This window comes from Paraburkholderia oxyphila NBRC 105797 (genome assembly GCF_000685075.1).
Lineage (GTDB): Bacteria > Pseudomonadota > Gammaproteobacteria > Burkholderiales > Burkholderiaceae > Paraburkholderia > Paraburkholderia oxyphila.
The window spans coordinates 1-18040 of sequence record NZ_BAYD01000156.1; the positions used below are offsets into that span (position 1 = coordinate 1).

An 18040-nucleotide genomic window follows, 5' to 3' on the forward strand; every position below is an offset into this window, starting at 1 on the left:
CTAGTAGACATGGAAAAACGCCGCCCGCGTCGATGCGAAGCGGGTCGATCGCGTGACGCGCGCACGGCGGTTATGTCCTGATGAATTTTAGTTCGGTTGCGGTAACGGCGAGTCGTTGCGCTTCGTGTTCCGTGTGGCGTGACGTCCGGATCTGATGCGGCGCATCTTAGCCCAGAGATCCTTGCATCCATCCAGACTAAAATTTGACGATCATTCCTCCGTCGACGGCGATTGTTTGTCCCGTGATGAACGACGCAGCGTCGCTTGCGAGGAAAACAACCACGCCTGCGATTTCTTCGGGCCGTCCCCATCGACCTAACGCGGTGCGCGATTGCAACCATTGCGTCCATTTCGGGTCCGCTGCAAGTTGGGCGTTGACCTCCGTAGCAAAGGGGCCGGGAGCCACCGAGTTCACCGTGATGCTTCGCGGGCCGAGGTCGGCGGCCAGTGCCCTGGTCAAGCCGTCCAGGCCGGCTTTGGCAGTGGCGTATGCGACATCGCCTGCTCTACCAAGTTGCCCAACGATAGACGAAACATTAATTATCCGTCCGGGCAGCCCGCGGTCTATTAGATTAAGGGCGACAGTCCGGCTGAGAGCGTATGCGGATGTCAGGTGGGCGTTGAGCATCCGGGTTAAATCGTCGGGAGACAGTTCGGTGACTCCACGCCGATCGCGAGCCCCAACATTGTTCACCAGGATGTCAATTTGACCCAGACTCTGGACAGCATGCCTGGTAGCCTCAAGGTCGGTGACATCGAACAGGGCGGAGGCAATATCAAGACCCTGGTCGCGCAACCTGACAACCGCCTCTTCGAGTGCGACTGGATCGCGGCCGTTGAGCAAAACGGCCGCGCCTGCTTGCCCCAAGCCCCAGGCCATTTCCAGTCCAAGTCCGCGAACCGAACCGGTAATCAACGCGCGACGCCCCGCGAGAGAGAACCTGTGCTGAGTATCCATTTGACGCCTCCACTAAACCAGTGACCTCATTAACTATAGTTCACCTGAGCGTGCCCGATAGGGCCGAACTTGATATGGAGAATTGAAAGAAGCCAACCATTCGATCAATCGGGTCGACGAGTGACTTCCATGGCAGCTCGCGATAGCGCCAGCAACGTCGTTAGGCCATCAATATCATGCTCAAGGTGAGTTTGAATCCAAAATTCCACCGCGACGGCGACACCGCTACTGTTGCTCATCAAGTGCCCGTAATGCCAAGTGGCTTGCGATCCTCAGCCATCCGGTACCGTCAACTCGATTATGCATGTCATCAACAGCACGCCGACTGCCGCAAATCGGGTAGCGAGCCCACGGACGAGCAATAACGGAAAGGTCACTTCGCCGCCGGCCGAGAGAAACGCGAAGACAGCCGGCGCAGGAAACGGATAGGGCCCGCCGGGCAGATGCAACTTGAACTCGTCGGTGAACAGATCGCTCGCCGTGTCGTTTAGTTGAAGGAAACCGTGCCATTTGAGAATTCCCGATTTCCAGAACGGGACTGCCAGCGCAACCCGCAATACGAGTTGAACCAGCCACGGTTGCGCGAGTTTCTCGACCCGCTTCCTCGCTCGACCGACCGCCGACGCGACCGTGCTTTCGGACGGGCAGTTATCGATCTTGTGGATTCGACATCTTCGCTATTCTCGGTGTTGAACGGCCGTAAATACACCGGCAGAAATCATCCCAGCCAGATTGGCCGGGAGGTCGAAGGAAGGGATTTCTTCGAGTGCGGTGGCGACCGCCGTGCCGAACGAGGCGCCATCGAGGAGTGCGGTCAAGAATACCGCGCCACCGGCGGGCAGGCGCGAGACAATCACGTCCTGCTCCGGTCGGGTGACAAGTGCATCTTCGGGCTCGCTCGAACGGAGCGAAGAGGCCGGCGCTTCGGCCCGGTTCATGGCAAAAATCGAGACTGCGGGATAGGGCGATCGAACGATCCGCGTGGCGGGGTGCGGCGCGAACCGTATTTCCGCCAGAGATGCAGCATCGAACTCTGCGAACGACTCCGCCCGAAGCGCGGGGAGGTCTGCTGCGTGATAAGCGTCCAGCCAGGCGCGTTCGATGCGCGCGGTGTCCGCGAGCCATGGCATCTCACGTGCGTACTCGTACGACGCGATGAAGGCCGGGAAATCACGCCCGTACTCGAATAGCAGCGGAGAGACGGGGGGGCTCGCGCGAACGTGGAAACGCGCCATCGCCCTGAAGAATTCCACGCCTGTGATGCGCTGGACGGCAGGATAGATGGCGGCGAGCGCGTCAATCAGGCTGACCGTCACATTATTGCGATACACGTTGTACCGTTTGACCACGCCTTTGCCCGACGTAGCGCCCACGTCGGCAGGCGCCGCGATCGCGGGGTCCATCAAGCCCTGTGCAAAGGCCGCGGCATAGTCCGCCAAGCGATTCTCATGCCTCATAGCCGACACCCTGCTCAAACGACGCCACAATACCCGTCATCAACCGCTGGGCCGTCAACGCCTGGGCATGCAGGACAGACCACTCAGGAAGGTTGCTGTCCCACTCGATCAGCGTGGGCGTCGGCCCGATGCGCGTGATGACACTGGAGTAGTGATGCCAGACCGGTTCGGCAATCGCGCGATCGTGGCTGTCTATGAGAAGCGGTTCGTTTTCGTCGTCCAACTGCTCGCCATGTCCAGCCAAATGGATCTCACCCACCTGCTCGAGCGGGAACTCCGATAGATAAGTTAAAGCTGAATAGCCATGGTTTGCGGCCGAAACGAAGACGTTATTGATGTCCAGGAGCAAGCCGCAACCGGTCCGTTGCGCCACCTTGCGGATGAACTCGGTCTCGCTCATCCCGGATGCGGCAAACGCAACATAGGTCGAAGGATTCTCGAGGAGAATGGCACGCCCAATCATCTCCTGGACCTTGCTAATGTGTGCGCACACCTTGTCGAGCGTGTCTTTCGTGTAGGGCAGCGGCAGCAGGTCATTAAAGAACGTTCCGCCATGTGACGACCAGGCGAGGTGCTCGGACACCAGCGCCGGCTCATAGCGATCCACCAGATCACGTAAGCGCGTTAGATGAAGTATATCCAGCGGGCCAGTCCCGCCGATCGACATGCCCACGCCGTGAATAGAGAGCGGATAGTCCCGGCGGACGGCCGCCAGTGCTCGATGCGGTGGTCCGCCCGCGCCCATATAGTTCTCGGCATGAACTTCGAAGAATCCGTCCTTCATGCCGTCCTCGAGAATCGCCTGAAGGTGCTCAGGCTTAAAGCTCGTGCCGGCGAGCGCCCGCGCGCCACGCGCCGCAATGGTACTGGGAGAAGCGTTCATGTCTTTCCCGTCTCCGCTCGTCGGCAGCCCGATCAGGACTTCATCGCGGTCAGCGAGCCGTGGCCGCCGCCCGGCACCACGATGCTCGTACACGTGCCGCCCCGGACGAACTTCCACGAGTTACCCTGAAAGTCCATCGTTGACGTTCCCTGGCACGTGGTCCCCGGGCCGGCGGCGCAGTCATTTTGACCTTTCAGGGCGACACCGTAGCATTTCTCCTTGTGAGCGGCGATCGCGGCGTTTGCTTCGTCTGCGGTGAGCGGCGCAGCATGCGCGATCGATGCGAGGAGGCCTGCAACCGCGCCGGCAAGAACAGCGGAACTGACAGTGGTCTTTGCGGACATGGAAACTCTCCAGTGATTGAGGTCGTGGTATCCGTGACGGATACGCAAGGTAATTCGCGAGATCCGGAACGCTGGTTACAGGCGAATGAAACTATTTCGTGGACTGCCGCGTGTCGAGACGGTATGTAAGCTATAAAACGGATATACGGAAAAGGGTGGCGCGACTAACAGCAAACGGCAAGCAAAGTCGAGATGGGCCTACCAGCGAACAGGGCTGGGTTTGAACGGTGCCCTGAAGGCCGAGGCCAGCGCCATTCTGAAGATGTATCAGAGGCTCCAGAAGGTGGGCTACATTTCCGGCCAGTCGAATCGCGGCGCCGCGGCATTTTGGGACAATGCCCGGTGAAAGCAAGCTGACAAGATCACCGGACCTCATGCCATGCCCCGCACGCGTATGGCCAGAGCCTTGAGCCCCCTATGGATACTGACCTTGACGGCGGATTCCGACAGGCCGGTCAGTTGTGCTGCTTCCGCGATCGATAGCCCCTGCAACTTCACGTGCAAAATCGAGAGACGTTGCTTGTCCGGCAGGTGATCAAGCAACTTTCCGATATCGCGACGGGCGTCGAGCGGTTCGTCGTACGAGACGGAAAAGAGATCTTCGTGGTCGTCGAGTCGCATCTGCCGCGATTCGCGCTTTGCACGCGCGCTGAAGAAATCCATCAGTTTGTACCGCGCTATCGCGTGAACCCAGGCGGTGAGCGGTTCGTCAGGATGATAGGTATGACGCGCGTTATGTACCGCCAACAGTGTTTCCTGAACGAGATCTTCGACATCGTCTTGCAATTGGGGAATCCGCTTGCGGAGATAGCCCCGCAGGTATCGCGTCAGCTCGGCGAGAAATAGGCGGTACTCGGGCGCATTGCCAGCAAGAGCATTGACGAACAACGCTTTCAGACGTGGCTCTGCCGAATACACGGTCGTGCCTCCGGCGGTACGTCGCAGCATGGTTCACGACCGCCCACGCGAACAGTGCCCCCGGATGAGCCACGCGCTGACCCTTCGAGAACAGTAGTTCGAAAAGGGAAATCCATTATCACGTGCCCGTCCATTGCATTCGCTCATACAGAGAATGCTCTACTCCCGCCGTCGGATGCTCATGGAGTTCTGAACCATCCACATTCCATTTTAGATCGGTACAAGATTTTCGATGCCATTCAATGTGGGCTGATATGACTACGAGTAATGCCTCGAGGCGACATGATCCGATCTCGGGAGTTCGGCGAAGAGTCGTTACTTGACGTGGCGGTTCACCGATTCCGGATGTACAGCAAGGCCACTTTCCTTCGTAATCTCGCTCAGGACAGGGGTATTGCCTGCACAGCCCTCGTGGCGACAAACGTGCTCTGTGTCGGTGCGCCCTAACGTACTACGTTGAGAACATCCTTGGAGCCAGAGTCTCTTGGCCTACGGAAAGTCGACACCGATGCGCAGTAAGGCGCCTCGCGTGCCCGACTCGACTTGTGGAACGCTTGTGCGAAATTCCTGCGACTCGAGAAGCCTACTACCTTAGAAGCTGTTGCGAGCGAGGTTTCAGGAGGGTCGCCGCGCGAACGAGAGTTCACGTGGGATTCAGCGCCTCCGCGCAGCACGCCGCCATTTTCCGGGTGTCATTCCCATACGCTTCGCAAACGTACGCCTGAAGGCGGCCACCGACTGATAGCCAACTACCTGAGCGACGGTTTCCGTTGAGCTCGATGGATTCTTTAGCTCGTTGACGGCTAGCGTCATACGGATATCTGTGAGCAGGTCATTAATGGAACAACCCACCTTGTCCCGAAAGTCGCGGATGAGCGTCGTTCGGGAAATGTCGCAAAGCTTGGCCAGGTCCGGTAGCGTCCACGGGCGCGCTGGCTCGTTGAGCATGGCCGTCAGCGCTGGCTCGAGGCGCTGCTGGCCGGCCAACGCCAGCAAACCAAGGCCAGTTGACTCTGATTCACCAGCCATCCGCAGAGCAAGCGCAAAAAGCGCCGCCGATAGCGCGTTGAGCGTCGCGTACCCACCAAGCGTGTACGAAGCCGATTCGTCTCGCATCAAGCCGACCAAAGTCACCAGGCGATTCGCAGTGCTGCATCGCTGTGCTCCGTGGCCCACCTCTGATAACCGCACGACGAGCGTCGGAGGAAGATATTTGCAGAGTAAGCGATCGTGTGGGGGCGTCAGAATGAAACGACCGCAGAGCATATCGAGGACCTTGCCGCGCTCACAGTTCTCGCTGAAATCTGCGTCCAGGACCCCGCGTGATGCGGCTGGTAATGGCGTCGTACCGCTGCCGTGAAGCACGTGCTCTGAGCCTCGAATCAACAGTACGATATCTCCGGCTACGAGCTGCCGCGGGATACTCCCGGGGATTTCCATTGTCGCCGATCCGCCGAGTACAACGTGATATGGAATCTCGCCAGCATTGGCACGCTCGTAGATCGCGCGCCAAGGCGTTCGATATGAGCAGCGGATTTCGAGCTGGCCGCTGACGGGAGTGATCGCAAGCAAGCGGCTAAGCCAGTCGACGGGAGGCATGGTCAATGTTGCGAAAATCTAGACACGCATTTGGTTTAGGCGGACTACTTTCGACTACCCATTTCGCGAGCTCATTTAAGGGATCCGAGAATTCATAACTAGCAGCAGCGAAAGCTCCTGGAACAGGGGATTGTGACCTTTCTGTAGAGGGGGCGGCGTGGGTGTGAAGCGATATGTTGCCACCAACAGAGCAACCGGTAAGCACCTGGCGTCCAAAGATTCGCCTCAAGTCCACGCCATCACTCTTCGATATGTAACCAGTAAAAAAGATATTGAAAAGTTAGCAAAGACGACTACGATACCACGTGAAAGGCGACGTCGTCGGCGGTTATTCTCGGTTCCTTAGGGAGGTTTCCATGACGAATGCTCATAGCGTTCCGGCGGTTTCCGTAAAGCGGTTAGACGCGGATGGAATCGATCTCTTCTACCGCGAGGCGGGGCCATCGACCGCCCCAGTGGCGCTACTGCTGCACGGGTTCCCGTCGTCATCTCACATGTATCGGGACCTCATTCCGCGGCTAGCGGACAAGTATCGCGTCATCGCACCGGACCTACCCGGGTTCGGGTTTACAAACGTCCCAGAAAATCGGAAATACACGTATTCGTTCGATGCGTTAGCGGAAACTATGTCGGCGTTCGTCGAAAAGATGGGCTTGGAGCGCTACGCGTTGTATGTATTCGACTACGGAGCGCCGGTTGGATTCCGTTTGGCCTTGAAGTATCCAGATCGCGTTAGCGCGCTGATCTCACAAAACGGAAATGCTTACGAGGAAGGGCTCGGCGATGCTTGGGATCCGATTCGCAAGTACTGGGCGGAACCGACCGCAGCTCATCGCAAAGTCGTTCATGACGCGATTTTAAACTTCGAAGGGACGAAGTTTCAGTACATACATGGCGTCTCGAACCCAGACGACATCGCGCCGGAGTCGTACACCCTCGACGCGGCACTGCTCGAGCGTCCGGGTCAGAAGGATATCCAACTCGATCTATTCCTCGACTATCAATCCAACCTTAAGCTATATCCGACGTTTCAGAAATTCTTCCGCGATGTTCGCCCGCCGACGCTGGCGATCTGGGGGAAGAATGATCCGTTCTTTCTGCCGCCGGGCGCTGAAGCCTATCGTCGCGACAACCCCGATGCCGTCGTCACCTTGCTGGACACTGGGCATTTTGCGCTTGAGACGCATGTCGAAGAAATTGCGGCGGCCATGCACGAATTCCTCGCAAGGAACCTGAAGAGTTGACCAGGATCGAGTCTTGGGACGGAGACGTCGAAATCTGCGGCAATGTCAAAGGAGATTTGGGTAGTGGATGAAAACAATGGAACTTGATAGCGTTGGCGGGCACGGGCGCCTGGTGTGCGTGGATGAAAAAAGAAGGGTCGGTTGCCTCGGAGATCAGGACGTGTGCTAACTCCGACCACGCGCGTTTGTACCGCGGGATATGCCCCGATGAGGTGCTCACCACTGGGATCGAGTGCGCTGGCTATCTCGATGTTTGGCCAGGCGGCGAATTCGTCACAACAACGACGGCGGGCGCAGGTTGATACCATCGATCGCATGATCAGAGGCATCTATGCAGAGCACTCCCACGCTCGTTTGACGAGTCTCTGCGCGACTGCATCTGAATTATCGTGGTACGGAATTGGTACACGCTACTGCCGAACATGTGAAGTGGTAGGCGCGTTTGCTCGGAACACGGCATTAGGTGTGAACTCTGGGTGCGGTTACGATGAGTCAATCGAGCATTTATTTGAGTTACAACAGTGTTAACTCGCCAGCACAGCAAGTCTAGACTGTGCTCATCGCCATAACGGTTGTTTGAAGGAGAAGAGTCATGTCACGCCTAAGCACAATCAAACCCGAAGACGCAACGGGCGCGGTCGCGGAGGTATTCGGAGCAATCAAAAAAGCTGTCGGTAGGGTGCCGAATGGCTATGCCGTAATCGGCTCACATAGTGACGACGCACTCAGCGCGGCGCTTGCGTTCGATGCTGCCGTGTCGCGTAGCACGCTCGACAAGGCAGATGCCGAGACGATCAAGCTCGTGGTGAGCCAGGCGGCAGGGTGCAACTATTGCCTTGCGGCGCATAAATTCATCGGAAAGATGAGCGGATTGACCCCGCAAACGATGAAGGAAATTACGTCGGGATCGTCGACCGGAGACGCGAAGCGTGATGCGCTCGTTCAATACGTGGAAACGCTCATTTCGACCCGTGGTGAGGTTGCGACGGCCACAATCGACGCAATTCGACAGGCCGGGTACACGGAGCGGCAATTGATTGAAATCAATCTTGCGATCGCGTCGATTACGTTTTCGAACCTTGTCAATAGAGTGAATGACACGACAATCGATTTCCCGGCTGTTGATTGAACCGAAGGTGCTCGGGTCGGCTGTTGGGTTGAGGCAGTCGGCCCGGCGCAGCGCGGCGTGGCACAAGCTAGCCTGCGCCACGGACATAGGCACGAAGGATGCCATGAGCCTTTGGCAAGTGGCACTTCCGGTGTTTCATCAGATGTACCGCCGCTTAACGCCGCGATTGGGTAGGCGTGCGGCGATTTATTGTGAAGTAGATATAGAGGGCGTGTGCATTCACGCGCAAACTTACCATAGAGCGCCAAGCCTGGAATTCTGTATTTTTTTCAAGATCGAATCGCAGGCAACTCGCACTTCGTGTGAACACGGATGTGACTTCATAACGATCGTGGAGATCGTGGAACTTGTGGCGGTGTAGGCTCGAGTTAGCACTTCGGGATACGCGTTGCGCGGCGAACGCGACGATTGTGTTGCTCAATCGAACCAGGACGTCTGCCCTGAGCTGATGATGTAGTCGAGTCGTCAGTGTCGAACGCCGATTTTTTGATCTGCGATAGTTTCGTACGCCCGCATGGGGCCTTCCCTGAATATTTCGGCTATTGCGGAGACGGTTTTGGCCCGGACGTGGCTTTTCGATTAGATTTTCTTCCCTGGAGAAACTGTTCGGCTCGGACCCTCGGGCGGAGATCTCGGTTGGGTTGGAGCAGGCGTTTGAATGTCTGCTCTCGTTCGTGAGTTGCGACTCTGACCGAGATCGCTGGTTCGCGCGACATGGACGTCGCTCGTTTGTGCGGGGCTAGCTGCGCCCGGTATGACAGCGCGTTCATATCTGGCGAGGCGCGCGGGCCGGAGTCGACGAGTTTCGCCGCCTCCGCATGCGTCGGGAAACGGGGCGTCCCGGCGTATTCAAGCGCGCGGTGCACAGTACGCCGACGGTCGAAATCTAATGACTTTGAATGATAGGACCGTTGCGTAATTTGGCCGAAATGCCGTTACACGTTACAGTGATTAAATATTTCCCTGGAGAAGTCGATGGCCGCGCGATTGGGTATGATTACAGCCCAAGAGACGGTTCTCGAATTTTTGAACACTATTCAAAGGCAGGGCGAGAAAACCGTCGATCTTCTTGGCACATGCGACGATGTCATTCGATGGCTCAAACTGACGGGGTTCGCAGGTGCTCCTCCAGTCAGCCAGATCGATCGTGATGAACTAGTCAGAGAGGCCAGGTGTCTGCGCGAGCACATCCGGGAGCTTGTCTGCCGCCGGAGAATTGGGGCGGCTGTCGACGTCAGTTTGCTAAACAAATACCTGTCCAGCGGAACCTATCGGATCGAGTTGTGCGAGGACGAGTTAGGGCAGTTGCATGCCGTTCGCAGGTTTTCCGGTGGGACACCACAGCAGCTGCTGATGAGCATTGCGTTGGCTGCAGCGGACTTACTGGCGCAAGGTGATTTTCAGGTCATTCGCAAGTGCGAGGGTGCTAACTGCAATTTGTGGTTTTACGACCGAACGAGATCCCATCGTCGGCGATGGTGTCAGATGTCGGTGTGCGGAAATCGCCATAAGGTTGCAGAGTTTCGCACGCGAGGGAACGTCAAATGAACGAAACGTCCATCGCGAGCGATGTGCTGCAATCGGAACTGTGCCACGTGTGATGTTCAGACGGTGGATGTTTTTGGGCCGAAACACACCATACTCCACTGGGTTGCATCGAGCCGCTGGGGATCGCACGGAGGTGGGGCGGTCGACGGCAGTGAGCGGCGCTGAGTCGTTTCACGCGGCAGGGGGATAGCGACATAACCCCACTGGGCGCGAAACGCACGGGGAGCATCGTCCGTGCGGCAGACGCAATTGCCGGCATCGAGGTGTGCATCGGTCTCGCATTGGGCTCGTACTCTGCGTGGTTGGCGGGAGGTCTATTTGTGAAGGAGGGCGCTTCTTTGGCGAGCTCGGAAGTTCGCAACTTTGTGTCGATTTCCGCATAATGACATGCTGCACCAGCGACGACAGTGAGCCTTCGTCTTGTCGTAAAACCACCGAACACATTTGTCATTTTCACATTTTTTCACGCGCTCAAAGTCTCCGACGGCAAGAAGCTCCGCCGCAGCCTCGGCAACTCCTGCCAAGACCTGCTCAGGGGTCGATCTCTCATATTCGTGAATAACCGCTAGTTGGCCATTCACACTTCTAACTAATTTTATGTGATAACGGGCATGGACTAAGAATGCATTGAGTGCGGCGATGTCGACGGCGTTTCCAGACTTCCTCTGCGTGACCAACTTTCGGACTACGTCGCGTAGCGCACGCAGCTTTTTAAGCAAGTCCCCCCGCATGAATGACGGTTCATACAGTTCGTCGAGAAATCCCATCATTTTCATCCAGGCCACTGTATCGTCATCGGTTTGCAGAAAATCGTAACGACCGTTACCGACGAGGTCCTCCGTATTGAGCAAGTCGAGTACTGGGTCGTCTGCTAGCGTCAAAAACTCAGGAGCGTGCATCAAACGTTCTCCAGTGATGCCGAAGATAGTGTAACCTGTAAAACATAAATATTCAAATTACAGATTCAGTGCTAATTTGACTCATGCCAATCGATGTTTTGAATATTTTGAACCTGACGCTCATATTCCAGAGAGGGGCGAACCTGGTTCCCCGAGAGGTTTGCTATGTGAGTGCGATGAGGTGGTGGGGAGGCTTTAGTTCGTGGCAGGCGGAGCATGTTCTCGCCGAGCGGGGAAGAAGGGATCAAAGGCTTCGCGCGGTCGCACTCTGGAGAGTTGGGCTTGCTCAATTGGTTTGTGGGAGCACTTCCAGGGGACGGCCACAGCCTGATTGCCGAGGCCGTCCACGCGCGGCGATAGTGGGAGCCGACATCACACACTTCTGCAGCGTAATGAAAGTCTTGGATGACCTGCGCTCGTGTTGGAACCTTCAAGATCGTTCAACTACACGATGCGACCCTTTAGACGTATTTGTATTACGTATGATGCGTTTGATTAGTTCGACCGCTATTCGAAGGTAGGTAGAAATCTACACTTGACTTGTGGATATAACGCGCTTATAAATGATCGAAAGATCAATAGCGCATTGTAGGATCCGCCGGCAACAGAGCCGATCGGATCCCAGGGCAAAAAGGCCCCAACCGGACGTAACGCCGGTTGGGGCCTTTTGCGTTTACTCAACGTGCGCCATTGTGTCTGGCGCGCGATGACTTCAGTTGACTGAGAAGCGTGGATCGCGGCGAGCGCCGCGAGGGATTTGCTCGGAGGCCGGTTGTTCGCAGACCTCGCTCGCATCATTCGGAACAAGACGTCCCTCTACAGGAGGCGCTAGCGCGCCGAAAAGGCGAGCCGATGCGTGGTGTACGGGAATGCCGAGTAATAGCGTTTTCTCGAGGATTCGGAATCCATTGCCCGGGATGCGAACGATTTTTGAATCTGTGGACACGCAGTGCAAGAAGCGATTCGAATGAAGTCGCACGGGACCAACGGGGTAGCGAAATGGTCAGCGCAGGCGGTGAACGTCGAGCAAGCAACTTGGCGGCCCTCTGCGTATAAGGATTTTGGTGAGTGCAGTCATGAAAAGCAAGTTTGATCATCAGCTCCGGCTCTTTATGGAGATCGCGAGTCACAGTTCTCTCTCTGGAGCGGCGGAGGCGCTGTCGCTGACTCAGTCGGGTCTGAGCAGACATCTGGCGGGCCTCGAAGCGTACATAGGTCAACCGCTGTTCGTCCGTCACGGTCGCGGCGTGCGGATCACGGATGCAGGGGAAAAGTTGCTCGAAGCCACCACGACCGCGTACCAACTCATCGACAATACATTGATTCAGCTTCGAAATCAGTATCGCGTTACCGACGGCGGTTTGAACGTGGCCACTATTCATACGCTGAGTTACTACTACATGGCGGAGGTTGTCGCCAGTTTCATGGCCCAGAAGCCTGGCGCAAGCGTGGCGCTGCTGGGTCGAAGTTCCCCGAGCGTGGTTGAACTCGTCGAAAGTGGCAAGGCGGATTTGGGTTTCGTTTGCGACTCGGCTGTGGTGTCAGACCAGCTCGATGTCACTCCGCTCTTCGTGGAAGATATGTGTCTGGTCGTGCATCAGAGTTCACGTTTCGCCTCCCTATCGAGCGTCGATCTGCGAAAGGATGCGCCACCACTTGTCGTTTTTCCCGAGAACTGTGAGCTGCGGCGAATGCTGCACACCAAGGAGTTTGACGCCACCGTGGCAGCCGAGGTCGACTCCGTCGACGCGATGTTGAAGCTTGTCTCGCTGACGGGTGGGCAATGCATACTTCCCGACTTGATTGCGACCAAGCTGCTGCGCGAGCATCACCTCGTAGGTGTGAAGATTGATCAGCCCGCGATGAGCCGCCACATTGTCGCGGTCACGCGCAAAGGCCGTCCCTTGTCGGCCATGACTTTGTTTATGATGCAAATCGCACTGGACTGTGCGCCGGACACGGGGGGGGATCTTGAGAGCCATGATCTTTGATTCATGGCTGCTCGTGAATACTTGTCCCTTGGAACCGCCCTCTGATTGCGAAACTCGGTGCGATCAAGCGGTGAGCGCGAGGAACAACGGGCGGATTTTCTGGAGGAAGTCTCATATGAGTTCGTACAAGACGGGCGCAACCGCCGTGCTGGTGCATGGCGCGTGGGCCGATGGTTCGAGCTGGAGCAAGGTGATCCTCCCGCTGGAGGAGGCCGGCTTGCAGGTGATTTGCGCGCCTGTGCCGCTCAAGTCGCTGCGTGAGGACACGGAGGCCGTGGCCGCTGTTCTGGAGTGGGTGGGAGGGCCGGTCGTGCTGGTGGGGCATGCGTACGCGGGCGCAGTGATCGGCGCGGTCAACGATGAATGCGTAAAGTCGCTCGTGTTCGTCGCTGCGCTCGCGCCGGATGCGGGTGAGACCGTGGCCGACATGTTCTACCGCGATGAAAAGCATCCGGACTCACCCGCATTGATTCCGGACAGCAGGGATTTCATCTGGATGCCGGCGACGGGTTTCCAGAACGCGTTTGCGCAAAATGCGACCGACGAGGAAAAGGCGATCAGTGCGGCGGTCCAGCGGCCGATATCGTTGGAGTGCATCCAGGCACCGGTCGAGACGCCTGCGTGGAAAACGAAGCCGAGCTGGTATCTGGTGGCAGAGGAAGACCGGATGATCAATCCGGCGACGCAGACGTTCATGGCGGAGCGCATGGGCGCGACCGTGTATCGGCGCCGCGTTGACCATACACCGTCAGTGACCGCGCCGGAAGATGTCGTCGAGGTGGTGCTCGCCGCGGCAGCTGCGACTTTGAGCGCGTAGCGTGCACGTGCGCGGCGGGTCGGCACAGGCGCACACGAAATGAACGGAAGGCGTTTGCGCCGCTTGACGCTGGCATTGCGGATCCCAAGCTATCCGAGTGTTGGGGAAAAGCCAAGTTGATCAGGTCTACCGTACATACGTGTATCGGCCTGAGTCTTCGTTCATCGAAATCTGGAACCGCACTTCGGGAAACTACTAGATCGAAAAATCAAAAATCCCTTGACGGAAACATTTTTGATTTCCTAAGCTTCACTGTACTTGATCGCGGAACTTTAGCGGTCCAGCGTGCAAGTCGCCAACACTGTCGACTGAGGCACCCAGGCAAAAGAGCCCTGTCCAGACTCCTGCGAGTGTGGTCAGGGCTTTTTGTTTTACCTCACTGAATTTTATTCGTGCCCGCCGCCAACGTTGTCGGCTGTGCACACAGGCAACAGCGCCCTATGCGGACCTCCGGTCTGTATAGGGTTTTTTTTGTCCTGGAATTTCGCGCACAAATGCGTGCCTCGCGTAGGCAGTGGCGGATGTGCGTGCAGTTCGGACGCGTCGGGCCCGGTCTTTTTAACACCAGGAGAGGTTTCCAGCGATGAATACAATTAACCGTCGAAGGTTCCTGCAAGCGAGTGGCGCGATGGTCGCAAGCAGCGCGTTTGCGGGTGCCGCCGGTGTGTTGCCGAAGACGGCGTTCGCCGCCGAACCCGTGAAGCTGGGGTTGCTGCATTCACTGACCGGCACGATCGCGATTGCCGAAGCTGCGCTCGTCGACGCCGAGAACCTCGCCATCGAGGAGATCAACGCGGCCGGGGGCGTGCTGGGCCGCAGGATCGATCCGATCGTGGAGGATGGCGCGAGCGACTGGCCGACCTTCGCCGAGAAAGCCAGGAAGCTGCTGCAGCGTGACAGCGTGGCCGCGATTGTCGGCTGCTATACGTCGGCGTCGCGCAAGGCGGTGCTGCCGGTGGTGAATCAGTTGCACGGCCTGCTTTACTACCCGACGTACTACGAAGGCCAGGAAGACGACTCGCAGGTCTTCTACACCTCGCAGGAGGCTACCCAGTCCGTTATCGCGGCGATCGAATGGATGGCCAGGCAGCAGGGGAAGACATTCTTCCTCGTCGGGTCCGACTATATCTATCCAAGAACCTGCAACAAGATCGCCAAACCCACGATCGCCCGCGTCGGCGGCCAGGTGGTCGGCGAGGAATATGCGCCGCTCGGGCAGACCGAATTCTCCGCGATCATCAACAAGATCAAGGCGGCGAGGCCCGACTGGATCTACTCCACGGTGGTGGGGGGCAGCAACGTCGCGTTCTACAAGCAGCTGAAGGCCGCGGGGCTGGACGGCGGCAAGCAGAAGCTGCTGTCGACCGTCGTTTCAGAGAACGAGATCGAAGGCATCGGCAAGGACAACGCGGTCGGCTATTACGCGTGCATGGGGTACTTCCAGAGCCTGAGCAATCCGGAGAACGCGCGATTCGTCAAGGCGTTCAAGGCCAAATATGGGCAGAACCGCGTGATCGGCGACCCGATGGAGTGCGCCTACAACTCGGTCCATCTGTGGAAGCGCGCGGTCGAAAGGGCGCAATCGTTCGATGTGCCAAAGGTCATCGCGGCGTCGATCAACCTGCAGTTCGAAGCCCCGGAAGGCCAGATACAACTCGTCAGCAACCACCATGTCGCCAAGAAGGTCCGCATCGGTCGCGCGCGCCCGGACGGGCAGTTCGATATCGCGTACGAGTCCGCCGTCATCCAGCCGAATCCGTTTCCGAAGCTTTGACACGAGGGTAGAAATGACCACCGATATTCTAGTCATGCAGCTGTTCAGCGGCCTGAGCCTGTTTACGATCCTGCTGCTCATGGCGCTCGGCCTGGCGATCGTGTTCGGGCTGATGGGCGTCATCAACATGGCGCACGGCGAACTCATGGCGCTCGGCGCGTACGTCACCTACCTCACCGCGCGCATCTTCGAACAGTATTTGCCGCAGTTCATGGGCATCTATCTGTTCGTCGCGATCCTGCTGGCGTTCGCGGTGACCTTCGCGGTCGGCTACGGGCTTGAGCGCGGGTTCATCCGCTGGTTCTATAACCGCCCGCTGGACACGCTGCTCGCCACGTGGGGGTTGAGCCTGATCATGCAGCAGTGCTACCGGTCGGTGTTCGGCGCGCAGGAAGTGTCCGTCCCGCTGACATCGTGGCTGTCCGGCGCCTGGGAGCCCACCGCGGGCATTCAGCTGCCCCTGAACCGGATTTTCATCGTCGCACTGACCGCGCTCGTCGTGATCGGGGTCTATGCCGTTCTCTACAAGACCCGGTGGGGCCTGAAGGCCCGCGCGGTCACGCAGAACCGCAAGATGAGTTCGGCCGTCGGCATTGACACGAACCGCATCGACGCGCTCACGTTCGCACTCGGTTCCGGCCTCGCGGGCATCGCGGGCGCAGTCTTCACGATGATCGGCTCGACCAATCCCGGTACCGGCCAGCTCTACGTGGTCGACTCGTTCATCGTGGTCGTGTTCGGCGGCGTGGCGAGCCTGCTCGGGACGGTGGCATCCGGCTTCCTGATTGCGCAGTCCCAGACGGCGCTGGAGTACCTGATGAGCGGCTCGATGGCCAAGGTCTGGATTCTGCTGCTCGTGATTGCGGTGCTGTATTTCCGGCCCAGCGGGCTGTTCTCGTCCAAGGTGAGGAGTTGAAGATGGGGTTCCTGAAAAAGCATGCCGAGCTCGGCGCGCATGGCTCGATTGCGGCGCTGCTGCTGATCGTGTTGCCGCTGTCGCTGGGCGCGTTCTGGATCGGCGAGGTCGGCAAGTACCTGAGCTTTGCCTTCGTGGCGATCGGCATCGTCCTGGCGTGAGGCTACTGCGGCATTCTGAGCCTGGGCCAGGGCATCTTCTTCGGCATCGGCGGCTATGCGATGGCCATGTTCCTGAAGCTCGAGGCGTCGGCGCCGAATCTGCCGGACTTCATGGTGTGGAGCAGTGTCGAGAAGCTGCCGCTCTGGTGGCAACCGTTCCGGAGCCTGCCGTTCACGATCGCGGCGATCCTGCTCGTGCCCGTGGTGGTGGCGTTCCCGTTCGCCTACGCGATCTTCAAAAAGCGTGTAAGCGGCGTCTATTTCGCGATTGTCACGATCGCGCTGGCGCTGACCCTCACGGTGCTGATCGTCGGCCAGCAGGGTGCCACCGGCGGGGCGAACGGCATCACGGACTTCAGGACGCTGCTCGGGATGGACATCGTCGGTGACGGCGCGAAGCGGGTGATCTATTTCGTCGAGGTCGTGCTGCTGCTCGGCGTGATGGCGCTCGCGGCCCGCATGCTGCACACGCGCTTCGGCAAGATCCTGATCGCGGTGCGCGACCGTGAGGACCGCGTACGTTTCTCCGGCTACGACACGGCGATGGTCAAGGCGTTCATCTTCACGGTCGCTGCCGTGCTGTCGTCGATCGGCGGTGCGCTGTTCACGCTGCAGGTCGGGCTCATCACGCCGAACCTGATCGGCGCGGTGGCGTCGGTCGAGATGGTCATTTACGCCGCGATGGGGGGCCGGCTTTCGGTCCCCGGCGCGGTGGCCGGCGCCCTGGTGGTGGGCTTCCTGAAGTCCTACCTGTCAGATGCGTTTCCGGAGTTCTGGCTTTTCTTTCTCGGCGGCGCGTTCATCTTTGTCGTCGCACTGATGCCCCAGGGCCTGGCCGGCGCATTGCAACGGGCGTTGAGGCTCAGGCACGAATGAGGAGACATCCATGAGCGAGGCAATGATGAACCTGCAGGCCAACATCGCATCCGTGGCCCGGCATGCCACGAGCAGCGGGACCGTTCTCGCCATCGAGGGGTTGACGGTGTCATTCGACGGCTTCAAGGCCGTCGACAACCTGTCGATGAAGGTCGACGAGAACGAGCTGCGCATCATCATCGGACCGAACGGCGCCGGCAAGACGACGCTGCTCGACATGATCTGCGGCAAGACCCGGCCGACCGCCGGCAGCATCCGGTTTCGCGATATGGAGCTCACGCGGCTTCCCGAGTACCAGATCGTGCGAAAGGGGGTGGGCCGCAAGTTCCAGAATCCGTCGATCTACGAAGACCTGACCGTCTCGGAGAACCTGGAGATTTCGATCCCGGAGGCGCACGGCGTCTGGGCTTCGATCCTGTTCAGGCGGACCGCGCCGATCCGCGAACACATTGCGCGGATCGCCGGGCAGGTCATGCTGGAGGAACACCTGCGCAGCCGGGCGGGCAAGCTCTCGCACGGGCAGAAG

17 protein-coding genes and 1 pseudogene are annotated in these 18040 nt (G+C 58.4%); 10 read left to right on the forward strand and 8 right to left on the reverse strand.

Features of this window, described 5'->3' with window-relative positions; genetic code table 11:
• Positions 1–196 precede the first annotated feature (196 nt).
• The 7 genes and pseudogenes from BO1_RS45000 to BO1_RS45040 form a co-directional block, all read right to left on the reverse strand.
• Positions 197–958 carry an SDR family oxidoreductase gene (locus BO1_RS45000; protein WP_028223184.1) on the reverse strand — a complete coding sequence of 254 codons (762 nt, stop codon included), beginning with the start codon at positions 956–958 and terminating at the stop codon, positions 197–199.
• 275 nt (positions 959–1233) lie between these two features.
• A pseudogene (locus tag BO1_RS55460) lies at positions 1234–1623 on the reverse strand (DoxX family protein); the annotation flags it as partial.
• Positions 1624–1635: 12 nt separating this feature from the next.
• Positions 1636–2415 (reverse strand): HvfC/BufC N-terminal domain-containing protein, encoded by a 780-nt coding sequence (locus tag BO1_RS45010; protein ID WP_028223185.1) that lies wholly within the window; start codon positions 2413–2415, stop codon positions 1636–1638.
• On the reverse strand, positions 2405–3298 hold the full coding sequence (bufB, locus tag BO1_RS45015; RefSeq protein WP_084688778.1) for an MNIO family bufferin maturase: 894 nt from the start codon (positions 3296–3298) through the stop codon (positions 2405–2407). The genes BO1_RS45010 and bufB overlap by 11 nt, the downstream gene beginning before the upstream one ends.
• Before the next feature lie 32 nt (positions 3299–3330).
• A complete protein-coding gene (locus BO1_RS45020) occupies positions 3331–3642 on the reverse strand; it encodes a BufA1 family periplasmic bufferin-type metallophore (protein WP_028223187.1) in 312 nt (103 codons plus the stop codon).
• 372 nt (positions 3643–4014) lie between these two features.
• Positions 4015–4590 carry a sigma-70 family RNA polymerase sigma factor gene (locus BO1_RS45030; protein WP_084688779.1) on the reverse strand — a complete coding sequence of 192 codons (576 nt, stop codon included), beginning with the start codon at positions 4588–4590 and terminating at the stop codon, positions 4015–4017.
• Positions 4591–5214: 624 nt separating this feature from the next.
• Entirely contained in the window at positions 5215–6159 is a 945-nt protein-coding gene (locus BO1_RS45040) for an AraC family transcriptional regulator (RefSeq protein ID WP_028223189.1), read from the reverse strand.
• Between the two features lie 356 nt (positions 6160–6515).
• Between BO1_RS45040 and BO1_RS45045 the strand changes: the two genes are divergently transcribed.
• From BO1_RS45045 to BO1_RS45060, 3 genes are all read left to right on the forward strand, one after another.
• A complete protein-coding gene (locus tag BO1_RS45045; RefSeq protein ID WP_028223190.1) occupies positions 6516–7403 on the forward strand; it encodes an alpha/beta fold hydrolase in 888 nt (295 codons plus the stop codon).
• Between the two features lie 592 nt (positions 7404–7995).
• A complete protein-coding gene (locus tag BO1_RS45050; protein WP_028223191.1) occupies positions 7996–8532 on the forward strand; it encodes a carboxymuconolactone decarboxylase family protein in 537 nt (178 codons plus the stop codon).
• 975 nt (positions 8533–9507) lie between these two features.
• The gene (locus BO1_RS45060) at positions 9508–10080 is read left to right on the forward strand and encodes a CGNR zinc finger domain-containing protein (protein WP_043288989.1); all 573 of its coding nucleotides are present in this window, start codon (positions 9508–9510) and stop codon (positions 10078–10080) included.
• A gap of 314 nt (positions 10081–10394) precedes the next feature.
• Here BO1_RS45060 and BO1_RS45065 read toward each other — a convergent pair whose 3' ends face one another.
• The gene (locus BO1_RS45065) at positions 10395–10979 is read right to left on the reverse strand and encodes a CGNR zinc finger domain-containing protein (protein ID WP_043288991.1); all 585 of its coding nucleotides are present in this window, start codon (positions 10977–10979) and stop codon (positions 10395–10397) included.
• 1076 nt (positions 10980–12055) lie between these two features.
• Here BO1_RS45065 and BO1_RS55465 point away from each other — a divergent pair.
• The 7 genes from BO1_RS55465 to BO1_RS45095 all read left to right on the forward strand — a co-directional run.
• On the forward strand, positions 12056–12970 hold the full coding sequence (locus BO1_RS55465) for a LysR family transcriptional regulator (protein ID WP_043288993.1): 915 nt from the start codon (positions 12056–12058) through the stop codon (positions 12968–12970).
• A 115-nt stretch (positions 12971–13085) separates the two neighbouring features.
• The gene (locus BO1_RS45075; protein ID WP_028223195.1) at positions 13086–13787 is read left to right on the forward strand and encodes an alpha/beta hydrolase; all 702 of its coding nucleotides are present in this window, start codon (positions 13086–13088) and stop codon (positions 13785–13787) included.
• 583 nt (positions 13788–14370) lie between these two features.
• A complete protein-coding gene (urtA, locus tag BO1_RS45080; protein ID WP_084688780.1) occupies positions 14371–15561 on the forward strand; it encodes an urea ABC transporter substrate-binding protein in 1191 nt (396 codons plus the stop codon).
• A gap of 13 nt (positions 15562–15574) precedes the next feature.
• Complete coding sequence (gene urtB, locus BO1_RS45085) at positions 15575–16477, forward strand: urea ABC transporter permease subunit UrtB (protein WP_028223197.1); 903 nt, start codon at positions 15575–15577, stop codon at positions 16475–16477.
• 2 nt (positions 16478–16479) lie between these two features.
• Positions 16480–16638 (forward strand): hypothetical protein, encoded by a 159-nt coding sequence (locus tag BO1_RS61625; protein WP_245644084.1) that lies wholly within the window; start codon positions 16480–16482, stop codon positions 16636–16638.
• Positions 16639–16698: 60 nt separating this feature from the next.
• A complete protein-coding gene (urtC, locus tag BO1_RS55470; protein WP_245644085.1) occupies positions 16699–17514 on the forward strand; it encodes an urea ABC transporter permease subunit UrtC in 816 nt (271 codons plus the stop codon).
• Positions 17515–17539: 25 nt separating this feature from the next.
• Positions 17540–18040 (forward strand): ATP-binding cassette domain-containing protein (locus BO1_RS45095; protein ID WP_043288997.1); only part of this gene is annotated, 501 nt, incomplete at its 3' end.